General features: G+C 44.8%; 12 protein-coding genes. 7 read left to right on the top strand and 5 right to left on the bottom strand.

The window, feature by feature from the left end:
• Window positions 1-12: 12 nt before the first annotated feature.
• The 3 genes from pilB to nadC all read right to left on the bottom strand — a co-directional run bounded on the left by pilB (window position 13) and on the right by nadC (window position 3317).
• The gene (pilB, locus tag DUN60_RS11590; RefSeq protein WP_054547486.1) at window positions 13-1698 is read right to left on the bottom strand and encodes a type IV-A pilus assembly ATPase PilB; all 1686 of its coding nucleotides are present in this window, start codon (window positions 1696-1698) and stop codon (window positions 13-15) included.
• Window positions 1698-2171 (bottom strand): pilin, encoded by a 474-nt coding sequence (locus tag DUN60_RS11585; protein ID WP_054547487.1) that lies wholly within the window; start codon window positions 2169-2171, stop codon window positions 1698-1700. Before DUN60_RS11585 ends, pilB begins: the two co-directional genes overlap by 1 nt.
• Before the next feature lie 255 nt (window positions 2172-2426).
• Window positions 2427-3317, bottom strand: a complete 891-nt coding sequence (gene nadC, locus DUN60_RS11580; protein WP_114633999.1) for a carboxylating nicotinate-nucleotide diphosphorylase — start codon at window positions 3315-3317, stop codon at window positions 2427-2429.
• A gap of 135 nt (window positions 3318-3452) precedes the next feature.
• Here nadC and ampD point away from each other — a divergent pair, with 135 nt between their 5' ends.
• The 5 genes from ampD to lpdA all read left to right on the top strand — a co-directional run bounded on the left by ampD (window position 3453) and on the right by lpdA (window position 11543).
• Window positions 3453-4001 carry a 1,6-anhydro-N-acetylmuramyl-L-alanine amidase AmpD gene (gene ampD, locus DUN60_RS11575; protein WP_114633998.1) on the top strand — a complete coding sequence of 183 codons (549 nt, stop codon included), beginning with the start codon at window positions 3453-3455 and terminating at the stop codon, window positions 3999-4001.
• 480 nt (window positions 4002-4481) lie between these two features.
• A complete protein-coding gene (gene pdhR / locus DUN60_RS11565) occupies window positions 4482-5243 on the top strand; it encodes a pyruvate dehydrogenase complex transcriptional repressor PdhR (RefSeq protein WP_017629813.1) in 762 nt (253 codons plus the stop codon).
• 62 nt (window positions 5244-5305) lie between these two features.
• Window positions 5306-7969: a pyruvate dehydrogenase (acetyl-transferring), homodimeric type gene (gene aceE / locus DUN60_RS11560; protein ID WP_054547490.1), complete on the top strand. Its 2664-nt coding sequence runs from the start codon at window positions 5306-5308 to the stop codon at window positions 7967-7969.
• A 26-nt stretch (window positions 7970-7995) separates the two neighbouring features.
• Window positions 7996-9873, top strand: coding sequence for a pyruvate dehydrogenase complex dihydrolipoyllysine-residue acetyltransferase (gene aceF, locus DUN60_RS11555; RefSeq protein ID WP_114633997.1), 1878 nt, complete (start codon window positions 7996-7998; stop codon window positions 9871-9873).
• A gap of 242 nt (window positions 9874-10115) precedes the next feature.
• Entirely contained in the window at window positions 10116-11543 is a 1428-nt protein-coding gene (gene lpdA, locus DUN60_RS11550; RefSeq protein ID WP_004735450.1) for a dihydrolipoyl dehydrogenase, read from the top strand.
• Between the two features lie 193 nt (window positions 11544-11736).
• Here lpdA and DUN60_RS11545 read toward each other — a convergent pair whose 3' ends face one another.
• Window positions 11737-12342 carry a LuxR/HapR/OpaR family quorum-sensing transcriptional regulator gene (locus DUN60_RS11545; protein WP_017079965.1) on the bottom strand — a complete coding sequence of 202 codons (606 nt, stop codon included), beginning with the start codon at window positions 12340-12342 and terminating at the stop codon, window positions 11737-11739.
• Between the two features lie 337 nt (window positions 12343-12679).
• On the opposite strand from DUN60_RS11545, the gene hpt reads away from it, so the two are divergent.
• Window positions 12680-13210 carry a hypoxanthine phosphoribosyltransferase gene (gene hpt, locus DUN60_RS11540; RefSeq protein ID WP_004735452.1) on the top strand — a complete coding sequence of 177 codons (531 nt, stop codon included), beginning with the start codon at window positions 12680-12682 and terminating at the stop codon, window positions 13208-13210.
• Window positions 13211-13304: 94 nt separating this feature from the next.
• Here the strand turns inward: hpt and can are convergent, their stop codons facing one another.
• Window positions 13305-13964, bottom strand: a complete 660-nt coding sequence (can, locus tag DUN60_RS11535) for a carbonate dehydratase (RefSeq protein WP_004735453.1) — start codon at window positions 13962-13964, stop codon at window positions 13305-13307.
• Between the two features lie 287 nt (window positions 13965-14251).
• On the opposite strand from can, the gene DUN60_RS11530 reads away from it, so the two are divergent.
• Window positions 14252-15883, top strand: a complete 1632-nt coding sequence (locus DUN60_RS11530; RefSeq protein ID WP_029222729.1) for a SulP family inorganic anion transporter — start codon at window positions 14252-14254, stop codon at window positions 15881-15883.
• Window positions 15884-15902 lie beyond the last annotated feature (19 nt).

Genomic DNA, 15902 nt, shown 5'->3' with positions numbered 1-15902 from the left:
TCGCTCCGTGAATTATAGGTATAGAACACGTTGTAGCTCTTGATAGCTGGTGGTGCCTTCAAGCAGTTTATCTAGCCCTGATTCTTGTAAAGTTCTCATGCCTTCTCGGCGTGCCAAGTTTTCAATGGCTAACGCGTTCGGCTTGTCTATCAGGCTATTTTTCAATTGGTCGCTAAAAGGCATGACTTCATAGATACCGACTCGCCCCGAGTATCCCTGATTACACTCATTGCATCCTTGTGGATTGGCTTTGTAGATCGTTTGATTGTTAGGGATAGAGTGACGCAGAAATATGTCCGGAGAGTCGTCAGCGGCTTTACAGTGATTGCACAATCGTCTTGCCAGTCGTTGGGCGATAATCAGGCTTAATGATGAAGCGAGGTTAAAAGGTTCTATCCCCATATGAGAGAGGCGAGTCACGGTTTCTGCTGCAGAATTGGTGTGCAGTGTCGAAAGCACTAAGTGGCCTGTTTGTGAGGCTTTGATCGCGATCTCTGCGGTTTCCAAGTCGCGGATCTCTCCAACCATCACCACATCAGGATCTTGTCGTAAAAATGATCGCAGCGCCTCAGCAAATCCAAAGCCGATCTTAGGCGTCACTTGTACCTGATTGATGCCACACAGGTTAATCTCCACAGGATCTTCGGCTGTTGAGATGTTGCGTTCAGTGGTGTTGAGCACTCGAAGGCCAGTATAGAGAGAGACGGTTTTGCCACTGCCGGTTGGCCCGGTCATTAAGATCATCCCTTGCGGGCGTTTCAATGCATTAAGGTAGAGTGCTTTTTGATCCTCGCTGTAACCGAGCTTATCGATATCGAGATTGGCAGCGCTGCTGTCTAAGAGACGCAGAACGATCTTTTCTCCCCATAATGTTGGCAGCGTCGATACCCGCATATCAATCGCCAGTTCGTCATTTAAACGTAATTTAATACGACCATCTTGAGGCAAGCGCCGTTCAGCGATATCAAGTTTGGCGAGGATCTTCAAGCGCGCCGATAGACGACGACTTAAGTGAGAAGCGGGCTGCTGTATCTCAACAAGAATACCATCACAGCGCAGTCGTACACGATAGTGCTCTTCGTAAGGTTCGAAGTGGATATCAGAAGCGCCTTTACGTACCGCATCGACTAGTATCTGGTTGATAAAGCGGCTAACCGGGGAGTCGTCTTGGCTGAGGTCTTCAATGGACGTTATCTCGTCGTCAGATATCTCAACAAGGTTGGCTAGCTCATCTTGGGTTATCTCTTTGCGCTTGGAATCTTGCCCGGAAATAGAACGGCCATACAGCTTTCGTATTGCGCCTTCTAATTCAGAGTAATTAGCGACAACCAATTCAATCTGCAATCCTGTCGCGAATCGAAAGTCGTCTTCAGCTTGTAAGTCGGTCGGATCAGCCGAGGCGAGCGTAAGAGTAGAACTAGAAACTGAAATCGGGATTGCTCGATATTTGGTGATCAGCTCACGAAGCCCCAATTGCTCACACAAGGTTTCGTAGTCAGTACTGGCTAGTTGCACTAACGGTAAGCCGAAGATGGTTTTGATATTGTTTGCTAAGGAATCGCCGGTGAAGAAATCAAGAACGAGTAAAGCTTCAGGTGTAGAAACACCTGAAACTTGCACATGTTCCGCAACGGCCTGTTCTTGAGTTAGGCTAAGTAGATCAGCCTGACGTAGAACGGTTGGAAGGTTGGTTAGCATTATGGGCAATAAGTATCTTGTGTATTAGCAAGTGCGGCATCGGTGTAACATTTAGTTGCCCAAGTAATACCTACAGCAGCATAAGTTGCTGTCATAACATAGGTCTCGCCAGTTTTTATAGGTCCTTTGGTTGCCGATGCTTTTATGCGAACATCGACAGCACCAGAAGCGCTCCCACCGATAGCTTTAATTTCCATGTTGTTAAGTGTTAGCACATTCGGGACGCCATTATTGTTAGAGATACAGCTAGTTTTAAATGTCGCAGCATCGGAAGCACTTTCATGAGCACACAATTCAACAGCCATTTTTACAGCAGCGGCGGCTTTTGGAAATTCAGATAGAGTCGCTTTTTTTGTGTAATCTTGATAAGCAGGCACAGCAAATGCCGATAAGATCCCAATAATCGCCACCACAATCATCAATTCAATTAACGTAAAACCTTTCTGATTTGTTCTTTTATTTTTGTTATTCATTGTTCTATTCCATTATTTAGTTTGTTTCAGCGCAAGCACTGGTTGATGGAAAGAATAGAAGTCGAGATGGGGAAGTGGAATGGTGTTCAGGTTTGGCCGCGAGTGGTTTCGTGTTTATTAGTGTGGTGTTTCATATGGCGCGCAAAATTATGCGACCAACTTAAATAAGTGATTGAAATATTGATAATTTAGGTAATAAAAAAGGCACTGTTATCAACAATGCCTTTGACGGAAATATATTTATTATTCAGTTGATTACGCTTTAAATCTCATGGATAGGTCCATCGCTTTTAGATGCTTAGTCAGTGCACCAACAGAGATGTAATCAACACCCGTTTCAGCGAACTCTGCGATAGTGTCGAGAGTGACGTTACCTGAGTTTTCTAATGCTGCGCGGCCAGCGTTGATTTTCACGGCTTCACGCATCATGTCTGTGGTGAAGTTGTCTAGCATGATGATGTCTGCGCCAGCGCTGATCGCTTGCTCTAGCTCTTCTAGGCTTTCCGTTTCAACTTCCACAGCTTTACCCGGGTTAAGCTCTTTTGCTGTCGAGATAGCTTTTTCAATACCACCACAGGCGATGATGTGGTTTTCTTTAATTAGGTAGGCATCGAAAACACCGATACGGTGGTTGAAACCGCCACCACAAGCGACAGCGTATTTTAGTGCGCTGCGAAGGCCAGGAATTGTTTTGCGAGTGTCTAACAGGCGGCATTCTGTGTGCTTAACTTTATCTGCGTAGATCGCTGTTGTTGTCGCACAGCCAGATAGCGTTTGAATGAAGTTCATTGCATTACGCTCACCGGTTAATAGCGCACGTGCTGGGCCAGTTAAGCTACAAAGCGTTTGGTTTGGTTCAACCTTGTCGCCATCTTCTACGTTCCACTCGATAGTCACCTCACCGCCCAATTGCTTAAACACTTCATCAGCCCAAGCTTTACCACAGAACACACCGTGCTCACGGGTAATGATGGTCGCGCTGTTGATTGCGTCTGCTGGGATTAGACTTGCCGTAATATCAGCCGCTGGATCTAACGTTCCGCCTAGATCTTCTTTGATGGTCTCAGCCACTGAGCGAGTGATCTCGAGAGGCAGTTGCTCTTTTAAGTAATCAAGGCGTTGGTGGCTGTTATGTGTGTTTTTCATCGCAAATCTAATCTTGAAAGGGAGTGGGAATGGAATGATACTCTTGCTTAACTTCAAATTAAAGAGGCTAGCGTGACTGCTCTATGGGTAAGGTCACAATCTTATTGTGCTAGCAGAAAAGAAAGTGAGACCAAGATGACGATCAGCTTCAACGGATGGTATGACAACGCTCGGCATGTTCCTTCCCCGTATTTTGATGTTAGACCTAGCGTCGACGATATCTCTCTGCTGGTGGTTCACAACATTAGTTTACCTCCGGGGAAATTTGGTGGGCCTTACATCGAACAGTTTTTTACGGGCAAACTTGACCCAGAAGAACACCCGTTTTTTCAAGTGATTCACCAAATGGGTGTTTCTGCACACTGCTTGATTCGTCGTGATGGTGAGGTTGTGCAGTTTGTTTCGTTCCTTGATAGAGCTTGGCACGCTGGCCAGTCCAGCTTTGCCGGCCGTGAAAGGTGTAATGATTACTCGATTGGTATTGAACTGGAAGGTAGTGACTTTGTGGCTTACACCGAGCAGCAGTATCAAGCGCTTACCCAATTAACGGAAACACTGGTATCGAGTTTCCCTCAAATTACCACTGAACGAATCACAGGCCACCAATATATTGCGCCTCTGCGCAAAACCGATCCTGGCTTGGTTTTCGACTGGCAGAAATTTAAAGAAAAGCTCAAGGGCTAAGCCTCAACTTTAGATAGCCTTACTGCTGTTAGGCGCTGAATAGTCAACGCCTGGCATAATGACTTGTGAATTTTTGTTGTTGCTATGTAAAGAAAGTGGTGGAGAGGAGAGCATCAATAAATCGAGAGTGTGACGAGCTTATCAAACGCTAATTTATTAAAACTTATGAACAGAATTTCCATCCTAAATGTGCGCTTGGTTTGATTTTTAAACAAGTGGCACTAATCTTTCTGAAACAATTCATTTTTATCCTGAAACTTTCTAGCACGAAACCTCCCCAAAAGTATTACCCCTGTAAATGGTAAGACCAATTTAGTTGCTGTTTTAAATTTCATTTGTTAAATCATGGTTAATTCATGCTGTGTTCTATGATGCAGGTCAATTTTGCACTGGACAGTGGCGTTTTAATTATGTTAATTTCTGCCCAACTTAAAATTGGTATTACCAATTGTCAGCGAAGAAAAAGAAGAACAACAAACTATGGCTTATCAAAGGATTCGTCAGCCAAAACTCTCGGACGTTATCGAACAAGAGTTAGAAAGGTTGATAGTGGAAGGAACACTGGCTCCAGGGCAGCAGTTGCCGCCTGAGCGCGAACTAGCGAAACAGTTCGATGTGTCTCGTCCTTCAATCCGAGAAGCGATACAACGTTTAGAAGCAAAACGCTTGCTTACTCGCCGTCAAGGTGGAGGTACGTTTGTTAGCGAAAATATCTGGAAAAGCTTTTCAGATCCTTTGCTTAATTTGTTGTCGTCCCATTCTGAAACCCAACTAGACTTGTTGGAATCGCGTCATGCGATGGAAGGGATTTCGGCTTACTTCGCGGCATTGCGTGGTACTGATGAAGACTTTGCTCGAATTCAAGCATGCCAAGATAAGATTCATGGTGCGCAAGATAAAGGTGATATTGAAGCCGAATCTGCAGCGGTGATGGCTTTTCTTATTGCTTTAACAGAGGCAGCGCACAATGTGGTGTTATTGCACATTGTTCGTAGTTTGGCTCCGTTACTCGAACAAAACGTCTTAGAAAATTTAAAGCTGTTGCATCGTCGTAAAGACGTTGTGGAGAAAGTGAGTATACATCGAGCTAACATTGTAGATGCGATCGTTTCAGGGCAGCCAGAACAGGCACGTGAAATGTCACATTCTCATTTAGCTTACATCGAAGAAACATTGCTGGATTTGACCAAAGAAGAATCGCGCCGCGAACGTTCTTTACGTCGAATTCAACAGGGTAAATAGCCGTAATACTTCGGCTTTTTACGTGTTTAGTAGAATCCAACTAACAAAAAGGATAGATCGCCATGTCTGACATGAAGCATGACGTTGATGCTCTGGAAACTCAAGATTGGTTAGAAGCTCTTGAGTCAGTAGTACGTGAAGAAGGTGTAGAACGTGCACAGTATTTACTAGAACAAGTTCTAGATAAAGCGCGTTTAGATGGTGTTGATATGGCTACAGGCATCAACACAAACTACATCAACACAATTCCAGCAGCACAAGAGCCAGCTTACCCTGGTGACGTAACTCTTGAGCGTCGTATTCGTTCGATTATTCGCTGGAACGCAATCATGATTGTATTGCGTGCTTCTAAGAAAGACCTAGACCTTGGTGGTCACATGGCTTCTTACCAGTCAGCTGCAGCGTTCTACGAAGTATGTTTCAACCACTTCTTCCGTGCTCCAAATGAGACGGACGGTGGCGATCTAGTTTACTACCAAGGTCACATCTCTCCAGGTATCTACTCTCGTGCATTCGTTGAAGGTCGTCTAACTGAAGAACAGCTAGATAACTTCCGTCAAGAAGTTGATGGTAAAGGTATCCCTTCTTACCCGCACCCGAAACTGATGCCTGAGTTCTGGCAGTTCCCTACTGTATCTATGGGTCTTGGTCCGATCTCTGCGATCTACCAAGCGCGCTTCCTTAAGTACCTTGATGGCCGTGGCCTGAAAGAAACGTCAGCGCAACGCGTATACGCGTTCCTAGGTGACGGTGAGATGGATGAGCCAGAATCACGTGGTGCTATCTCTTTCGCTGCGCGTGAGAAGCTAGACAACCTATGTTTCCTAATCAACTGTAACCTACAGCGTCTAGACGGCCCTGTAATGGGTAACGGTAGCATCATCCAAGAACTTGAAGGCCTATTTAAAGGCGCAGGTTGGAACGTTGTTAAAGTTATCTGGGGTAGCAACTGGGATTCACTACTGGCTAAAGACACGACAGGTAAGCTTCTTCAACTGATGAATGAAACTATCGATGGTGACTACCAGACATTCAAATCTAAAGATGGCGCATACGTACGTGAGCACTTCTTTGGTAAGTACCCAGAAACAGCTGCACTAGTTGCAGACATGACTGATGACGAAATCTTCGCTCTTAAGCGTGGTGGCCACGATTCTTCTAAACTGTTTGCTGCATTCAACAATGCAAAAGAGACAAACGGTAAGCCAACTGTAATCCTAGCTAAGACTGTTAAAGGTTACGGCATGGGTGATGCAGCTGAAGGTAAGAACATTGCACACGGTGTTAAGAAAATGGACATGACTCATGTTCAACACCTACGTGATCGTCTAGGTCTAGAAGACATTCTTTCTGATGAGAAAATCACAGAGCTTCCTTACCTGAAACTAGAAGAAGGTACGCCTGAGTACGAATACATGCACGCTCGTCGTAACGCTCTTCACGGTTACACGCCTGCACGTCTTCCTAAGTTTACTCAAGAGTTCAAGGTTCCTGAGCTAGACGCATTCGCTCCTCTACTAGGTGAGCAGAAGCGTGATATCTCTACAACTATGGCTTATGTACGTACGCTAAACATCCTTCTTAAAGATAAGAACATTGGTAAGAACATTGTTCCTATCATCTGTGATGAAGCTCGTACATTCGGTATGGAAGGTCTATTCCGTCAGGTTGGTATCTACAACCCACACGGTCAAGAATACACACCTGAAGATAAAGGCATCGTTTCTTACTACAAAGAAGCAACGTCTGGTCAAGTTCTTCAAGAAGGTATCAACGAACTAGGTTCTATGGCTTCATGGGTTGCTGCAGCAACTTCATACAGCACAAACGATCTACCGATGATCCCGTTCTACATCTACTACTCAATGTTCGGTTTCCAACGTATTGGCGACATGGCTTGGTTAGCAGGCGACCAACAAGCTCGTGGCTTCCTACTAGGTGCTACTGCAGGTCGTACAACACTGAATGGTGAAGGTCTACAGCACGAAGATGGTCACTCGCACATTCAAGCGAACACGATCCCTAACTGTATCTCTTACGACCCAACGTTTGCTTACGAGCTAGCGGTTATCATGCAAGACGGTATCCGTCGCATGTACGGTGAGAACCAAGAGAACGTTTACTACTACCTAACAGTAATGAACGAGAACTACGCAATGCCAGCAATGCCAGAAGGCGCTGAAGAAGGCATTCGTAAGGGTATCTACAAGCTTGAATCTCACGCTGGTGCTAAGGGCAAAGTTCAACTAATGAGCTCTGGTACTATCATGAACGAAGCGCGTAAAGCGGCTGAAATTCTAAGCGAAGAGTACGGCGTAGCCTCTGACGTATTCTCTGTAACGTCGTTCAACGAACTAACTCGTGACGGCCAAGCGGTAGAGCGTGACAACATGCTTCACCCAGAAGCTGAAGAGAAAGTACCGTACATCACGACTGTTCTTGGTAAAGAACCTGCAATCGCAGTGACTGACTACATGAAGAACTACGCTGAGCAAGTACGTGCGTACATGCCAACTGAGTCTTACAAAGTACTTGGTACAGATGGTTTCGGCCGCTCTGACAGCCGTGCAAACCTACGTCGTCACTTCGAAGTTAACGCTGGCTACATCGTAGTTGCAGCTCTAACTGAACTGGCTAAACGTGGTGATATCGAGAAGTCTGTAGTTGCACAAGCAATTGCTAAGTTCGATATCGACACTGAAAAAACTAACCCGCAATACGCATAAGACTGGCATTAAGGTAGGTAAATACAATGACAATCGAAATTAATGTACCAGACATCGGTGCTGACGAGGTTGAAGTAACTGAGATTCTTGTAAACGTTGGCGACAAGGTTGAAGAAGAGCAGTCACTGATCACTGTTGAAGGCGACAAAGCTTCAATGGAAGTTCCTGCGTCTCAAGCGGGTATCGTTAAAGAAATCAAGATTTCAGAAGGTGATTCTGTTTCTACTGGTTCTCTTATCATGATCTTCGAAGCGGAAGGTGCTGCAGCAGCACCGGCTGCTCCAGCAGTTGAAGCGGCGGCACCAGTTGCAGCTGCTCCTGCAGCAGCTGAGCTTAAAGAAGTTCACGTTCCTGATATCGGCGGTGATGAAGTTGAAGTAACTGAAATCATGGTAGCTATCGGTGACGCAGTAGAAGAAGAGCAATCTCTTCTTACTGTTGAAGGTGACAAGGCTTCAATGGAAGTACCTGCACCATTCGCTGGTATCGTTAAAGAAATCAAGATCGCTTCTGGTGATTCAGTATCTACTGGTTCTCTAGTAATGGTATTTGAAGTGGCAGGTTCTGGCGCACCAGTTGCAGCAGCTCCTGCTCCAGCGGCGGCACCAGTTGCAGCTGCTCCAGCAGCATCTGCTGAGAAAGAAGTAAACGTTCCTGATATCGGTGGCGACGAAGTAGAAGTTACTGAAATCATGGTAGCGGTTGGCGATACAGTAGAAGAAGAGCAATCTCTAATTACTGTTGAAGGCGACAAAGCTTCAATGGAAGTGCCTGCACCATTCGCTGGTACAGTAAAAGAGATCAAGATTGCAGCTGGTGACAAAGTGTCAACAGGCTCTTCAATCATGACTTTCGTTGTTGAAGGCGCAGCTCCAGTAGCAGTAGCGGCTCCAGCACAAGCAGCAGCTCCGGCAGCAGCACCTGCACCTAAAGCAGTAGCTCCAGCAGCTGGCGACTTCCAAGAGAACGGTGACTACGCGCACGCTTCTCCAGTTGTTCGTCGTCTTGCTCGCGAATTTGGCGTTAACCTTTCTAAGGTTAAAGGTACTGGTCGTAAGAGCCGTATCCTTAAAGAAGACGTTCAGTCTTACGTTAAAGATGCACTTAAGCGTCTAGAGTCTGGTGCTGCGGCATCTGGCAAAGGCGGCGACGGTTCTGCTCTTGGTCTACTACCATGGCCAAAAGTTGACTTCAGCAAGTTCGGCGAAACTGAAGTTCAGAAGCTTTCTAAGATTAAGAAGATCTCTGGCGCTAACCTGCACCGTAACTGGGTAATGATCCCGCACGTTACACAGTGGGACAACGCAGACATCACTGAGCTAGAAGCATTCCGTAAAGAACAGAACGCAATCGAAGCGAAGAAAGACACTGGCATGAAGATCACTCCACTTGTGTTCATCATGAAAGCTGTTGCTAAAGCGCTAGAAGCATTCCCTGCATTCAACTCGTCTCTTTCTGACGATGGCGAAAGCATCATTCTTAAGAAGTACGTAAACGTGGGTATCGCAGTTGATACACCAAACGGCCTAGTTGTTCCTGTTTTCAAAGACGTGAACAAGAAAGGTATTTACGAGCTATCTGAAGAACTAATGGTTGTTTCTAAGAAAGCTCGTTCTGGTAAGCTAACAGCGGCAGACATGCAAGGCGGTTGTTTCACAATCTCTAGCCTTGGTGGTATTGGCGGTACTGCATTTACACCAATCGTAAATGCGCCAGAAGTAGGTATCCTAGGTGTATCTAAGTCTGAGATTAAGCCAGTTTGGAATGGTAAAGAGTTCCAACCACGTCTACAGCTTCCACTGTCTCTATCATACGATCACCGCGTGATCGATGGTGCTGAAGGTGCACGCTTCATTACTTTCCTAAACAGCGCACTATCTGACATTCGTCGTCTAGTACTGTAATTGAGAAAGTAATTATTAAGGTGACTTTCGGGTCACCTTAATTCTTTATATAAAGACTATTTTTAGAGAACAGTTTCCGGCATTTCTCATAAACTGCGGGGGAATTGTTGTCTAGCTCACAGGCTAACTTAAAGCTACTTTCACACTGTTAACATCTCTGTAAAATGTTTCCTGTTTGAAAGCCCAATAATTTTAAGAACATCTACTCAGCCTGTTAGGGATAATGACTACAAGAGGTCACAATGAGCAAAGAAATTAAAGCCCAAGTTGTTGTACTTGGTTCAGGTCCTGCTGGCTACTCAGCGGCATTCCGTTGTGCGGATTTAGGTCTAGAAACAGTACTAGTTGAACGTTACAGCACTCTTGGTGGTGTATGTCTAAACGTTGGTTGTATTCCATCAAAAGCACTTCTTCACGTATCTAAAGTAATTGAAGAAGCAAAAGCGATGGCAGAGCACGGCGTTGTATTCGGCGAGCCACAAACGGACATCAACAAAGTTCGTATCTGGAAAGACAAAGTAGTTGATCAACTGACTGGCGGTCTTGGCGGTATGGCTAAGATGCGTAATGTTACTGTTGTTAACGGTTTCGGTAAGTTTACTGGTCCTAACAGCATCGAAGTTGTTGGCGAAGAAACGACAACAATTAACTTTGATAATGCAATCATTGCAGCGGGTTCTCGCCCAATCAAACTTCCGTTCATCCCACATGAAGACCCACGTATTTGGGATTCTACGGATGCACTAGAACTAAACGAAGTACCAGAAAAACTGCTTATCATGGGCGGCGGTATCATCGGTCTTGAGATGGGTACGGTTTATCACTCTCTAGGTTCTAAAGTTGAAGTTGTTGAGATGTTCGATCAAGTTATCCCTGCTGCGGATAAAGACATCGTTAAAGTCTTCACTAAACGCATCAAGAACAAGTTCAAGCTAATGCTTGAAACTAAAGTGACTGCTGTTGAAGCGAAAGAAGACGGTATCTACGTTTCAATGGAAGGCAAAAAAGCACCAGCTGAAGCTGAGCGCTACGATGCTGTTCTTGTTGCTATCGGTCGTGTTCCAAACGGTGCACTTATCGACGCTGAAAAAGCGGGTATCGAAGTTGATGAGCGTGGTTTCATCAATGTTGATAAGCAAATGCGTACTAACGTTCCTCACATCCACGCGATCGGTGACGTTGTTGGTCAACCAATGCTTGCTCACAAAGGTGTGCATGAAGGTCACGTAGCTGCTGAAGTTATCTCTGGTAAGAAGCACTACTTCGATCCTAAAGTAATCCCATCAATTGCGTACACTGAGCCAGAAGTTGCTTGGGTAGGTAAGACTGAGAAAGAAGCGAAAGCGGAAGGCCTGAACTACGAAGTTGCTACTTTCCCTTGGGCTGCTTCTGGTCGTGCAATCGCTTCAGACTGTGCTGACGGTATGACTAAGATGATCTTCGATAAAGATACTCATCGCGTAATCGGTGGTGCTGTTGTTGGTACTAACGGTGGTGAACTTCTTGGCGAAATCGGCCTAGCAATCGAAATGGGTTGTGATGCAGAAGATATCGCACTGACTATCCACGCTCACCCAACTCTACACGAGTCTGTTGGTCTAGCTGCGGAAGTATTCGAAGGTTCAATCACTGACCTTCCAAACAAAAAAGCAGTAAAAAAGAAGAAGTAATTCTTTCTTAACGACTCGCTAATGTTTTTAAAAGCCGCTGATTCGTCAGCGGTTTTTTTATATCTGAAGTAAGGAATAGGAACGTTTCACTCCGAGATGCGAGTACGCTGCGCTTCGGGATGCGAAGAGCCATTCCATTCTACAAAAAAAGGGTTGACCGATTAGGCCAACCCTTAAATCATTTATCTCGAATCTACTTATAAATGCACAGCATGTTCAAGTAACTATCCGTTAAGCTTGAAAGCTCTTCTGGCGTTTCTACACGTTTCGCTTGAATGAACAGTGAGTAGCAAATGCCGTGGAATAGGTTCGCTAGATGTTTAGGGTCGTGATCGTCGCAAACTTCGCCGCGTTCGATCGCTTTACTAAACATGTTTTGTACTAACATTTGGTTAGTGCGGTTGGTGGTTACGAATAGAGGCCATACTTCATCACGAGTCGAAGCGCTCCATTCAAACCATACGTTCAACCAATGGCTATCGTGAGCCACTAACGTCACCATTTCAGTCGCAATATTATGTAGGTTTTGTTTTGCGTGAATATCCAGATCGATATTGTCTGAAAGGAAGTTAGAGAATTGGCGTACAACATGATTAAGCACTTCATCAACCAGATCTTCACGGGTAGGGAAGTAATTAAATACCGTTGCTACAGACACCTGAGCGATGTCTGCAATATCAGCGTGTCCACCACGACCAATACCGCGGCGAGAGAATACTTCAAGAGCGATTTCCATCAATTGAAGTTTTCTTTTTAAAGGTGAAAGCCTAGTTCTAGGTCTCTTAGATATTGAGTCCATTTTATTTTCCTTGCCAACGAAATTTTTATATTAATGATTTTATTATTATTTAAGCCAAGATGAGTGTAATGGTGCATATGCGAATGGTCAATCCTTTGAGCTTGTTTTATAGGCAGTTACATCAAACTAGATCCATAAAGCGTGATCAGGATTGATGTGAAAGGAAGCGAGTATTGGATAGAGCATCAGCGCACATTTAATTGAGAATCTCACAGTAAATTAGAACCATAAGGTGGTGTGGGTATTTGAGCAGTGCTAGACTTACTCACAAAATTGAGCGACACAACTGACGAAATTGTCAACATTCGTCGCAATCACCAAATAAAATGAGAGCAGTATGAAGCATACAGTTGAAGTCATGATCTCTGAGCAAGAAGTTCAGGATCGAGTGAACGTATTAGGCAAGCAGATCACGGAGCACTACAAAGGCAGTGAAGATCTCGTTTTAGTTGGCTTATTACGTGGATCTTTTGTCTTTATGGCGGATCTTGCTCGTGCTATCGATTTAACTCACCAAGTTGATTTCATGACCGCGTCTAGCTACGGCAACGGCATGGAAAGCTCACGTGACGTTCGTATTTTGAAAGACCTTGATGATGATATCCAAGGTAAAGATGTTCTGCTTGTAGAAGACATTATCGATACAGGTAACACACTGACTAAAGTGAAAGAGATTTTGAGCCTACGTGGCCCTAAATCTATCGAAATCTGTACGTTATTAGACAAGCCTTCTCGCCGCGAAGTGATTGTCGATACAAAGTGGATTGGTTTTGAGATTCCTGATGAGTTCGTTGTTGGTGTTGGTATCGACTACGCACAAAAATATCGTCACCTACCGTACATCGGTAAAGTAGTACCTCAAGAGTAATCACTGCTCTGTGAAGAAAAACAAAAAAGGCTCGCACAATGCGAGCCTTTCTTATATCTATTTTTTCTTATATCAACGGGTTAGACGTTAAAGGTTAACCAAGAGTGGGAGACGATAGGATTTTTTCAAGCGCTTCTAAGTGACTATTTTCTAACGTGTCATTACTTGAACAACGAACGCCAAGATCTTGTAGCTTGCCGTTACCAATACCATAAACTACACCGTGGATTTCAATATCTTGTCCACGTTCCCATGCGGTTTGCATGATGGTTGAGTTACCAAGGTTATAGACTTGCTCAGCAACGTTAATTTCGCACAACTTGTCACCCCATTGTTCACGGGGTAGAGATTCAATTTGCTTACGGTACTTAAGGTAGTTATCGCGAATGTGGAGTAGCCAGTTGTTGATAAGGCCAAGTTTAGGGTTATCAATCGCTGCATTAACACCACCACAGCCATAGTGACCGCATACAATAATGTGTTTAACTTTGAGCACGTCAACGGCGTATTGCACAACGGATAAGCAGTTGAGATCGGTATGAACCACTTGGTTTGCTACATTTCGATGAACAAACAGTTCGCCAGAATACAAACCAGTGAGACGCTCGGCCGGTACTCGGCTATCAGAGCAGCCAATCCATAGAAAGCCAGGGCTTTGCCCTTCTTCAAGCGTTGTAAAATACTCAGGTCTTTGAGAGCGAATTTCTTCAGACCATTTAGAGTTGTTTTCAAAAAGCTGTTTAATCTCTGGCATTTTGCGTCTTACATCCCTTCATTAAGAATTGTAACTATACACAATGTTACAAATTCAATCCCGTAAAAACTGCGTCAACACGTACTCATCTGACGTGTTCTAGTCGTTAAGATCATTAACTTAGCACAGAAACTACCATCTGGTTATAAGTCATGAATAATGTGATTGAATTAACACTTTCTGTCTGATTAACTCATTTGTTAAAGTGATAAGGTTTGTCATTTTCATCATCAGGAAGGTGTGTTTTGTTTGGAAGTCGTTTTGCGGATATCAGTCTCAAAGGAGACATGTTTGGCGGTGTCACCACAGCCATCATCTCATTGCCTTTAGCGTTGGCATTTGGTGTTGCGTCTGGTGCGGGCGCGGAAGCTGGCCTTTGGGGCGCTATCATGGTCGGTCTATTTGCGGCGTTGTTTGGCGGTTCGAGCAGTCTGATATCAGAACCTACCGGACCAATGACGGTGATCATGACGGCTGTGATGACGAGCATGGTGGCTAAGTACCCTGAAACCGGAATGGCAATGACCTTTACCGTGGTCATGATGGCGGGTGCTTTTCAGATATTACTTGGCACCTTAAAGCTCGGAAAATACGTTACTTTGATGCCATATAGCGTGATTTCTGGGTTTATGTCGGGTATCGGCGTTATTCTGATTATCTTGCAGCTATCACCATTGTTAGGACATGCGGCTCCATCTGGCGGGGTGATGGGCACGCTTTCCGCATTGCCTGATACGTTAGCCCATCTGAAAATAAGCGAACTGTTTTTAGGGGCATTAACACTCGGTATTTTGTTTGGTTTTCCGGCTAAATATCGTAAGTATGTGCCCGCTCAACTGGTTGCTTTGGTTGCTGTCACCCTTTTATCCGTCATTATTTTTGATACCGACTCTATCCGCCGTATCGGTGAGATCCCCGCGGGTTTGCCCTCTCTCGTTATTCCGACAATCAGTTCTGAACAATTTACGACCATGGTTATCGACGCCTTGGTGCTGGGTACGTTGGGTTGCATTGATACGCTTCTGACTGCGGTTATCGGAGATTCACTGACTCGTAAAGAACATGATTCAGATAAAGAACTTCGTGGCCAAGGCATCGCGAATATGATCTCTGGTCTGTTTGGTGCGCTACCTGGTGCGGGCGCAACCATGGGTACCGTAACCAATATTCAGGTGGGTGCTCGTTCTCCACTTTCTGGTGTTATTCGAGCCTTAGTTTTGGCATTGGTGGTATTGGTTGCTGGTGGCTTAACCGAACCGATCCCTATGGCGGTATTGGCTGGCATTGCGATGTATGTTGGTTTCAATATTCTTGACTGGAGCTTTATCCAGCGAGCACACAAGGTGAGTTATGCCGGCATGGGTGTAATGTACGGCGTGATGCTGTTGACTGTATTCGTGGACTTGATTATTGCTGTTGGTCTTGGTGTCTTTATATCGAACATCCTGATTATTGAAAGATTGAGCCGAGAGCAAGCCAGACAAGTTAAGGCGATCAGTGATGGTGATGATGAAGATGATATCCCATTGACCGATAGCGAACGTCAGCTACTGGATAGTGCTAATGGTAAAGTGCTGTTCTTTTACCTTTCTGGACCGATGATCTTCAGTGTTTCAAAGGCGATTTCACGCCAGCACTCTAGTATCTCTGATTACGAAGCGATGATTCTAGATCTAACAGATGTGCCGATGATTGATGTGACGGTTGGGCTTGCACTAGAAAATGCGATTAAAGATGCGTTGGATGCGCAGTGTGAAGTGTACTTGCTGTGTCCGAATGAGAATACTCGTCAGCAGCTAGAGAAATTCCACGTGCTTGATCTTGTGCCGGAATCTAACACTTACCGATTCAGGTATGAAGCTCTGACAGCTGCAACAAGCTATGTTGATAGAGATGAACATCAATTTGAGTCAGTTTAATTTTCAGCAATAATCTGAC

Source organism: Vibrio splendidus, from assembly GCF_003345295.1.
Taxonomy (GTDB): Bacteria; Pseudomonadota; Gammaproteobacteria; order Enterobacterales; family Vibrionaceae; genus Vibrio; species Vibrio splendidus_K.
The sequence above is the reverse complement of the archived record's forward strand: the minus strand, read 5'-3'. Positions and strand labels throughout refer to the sequence as shown.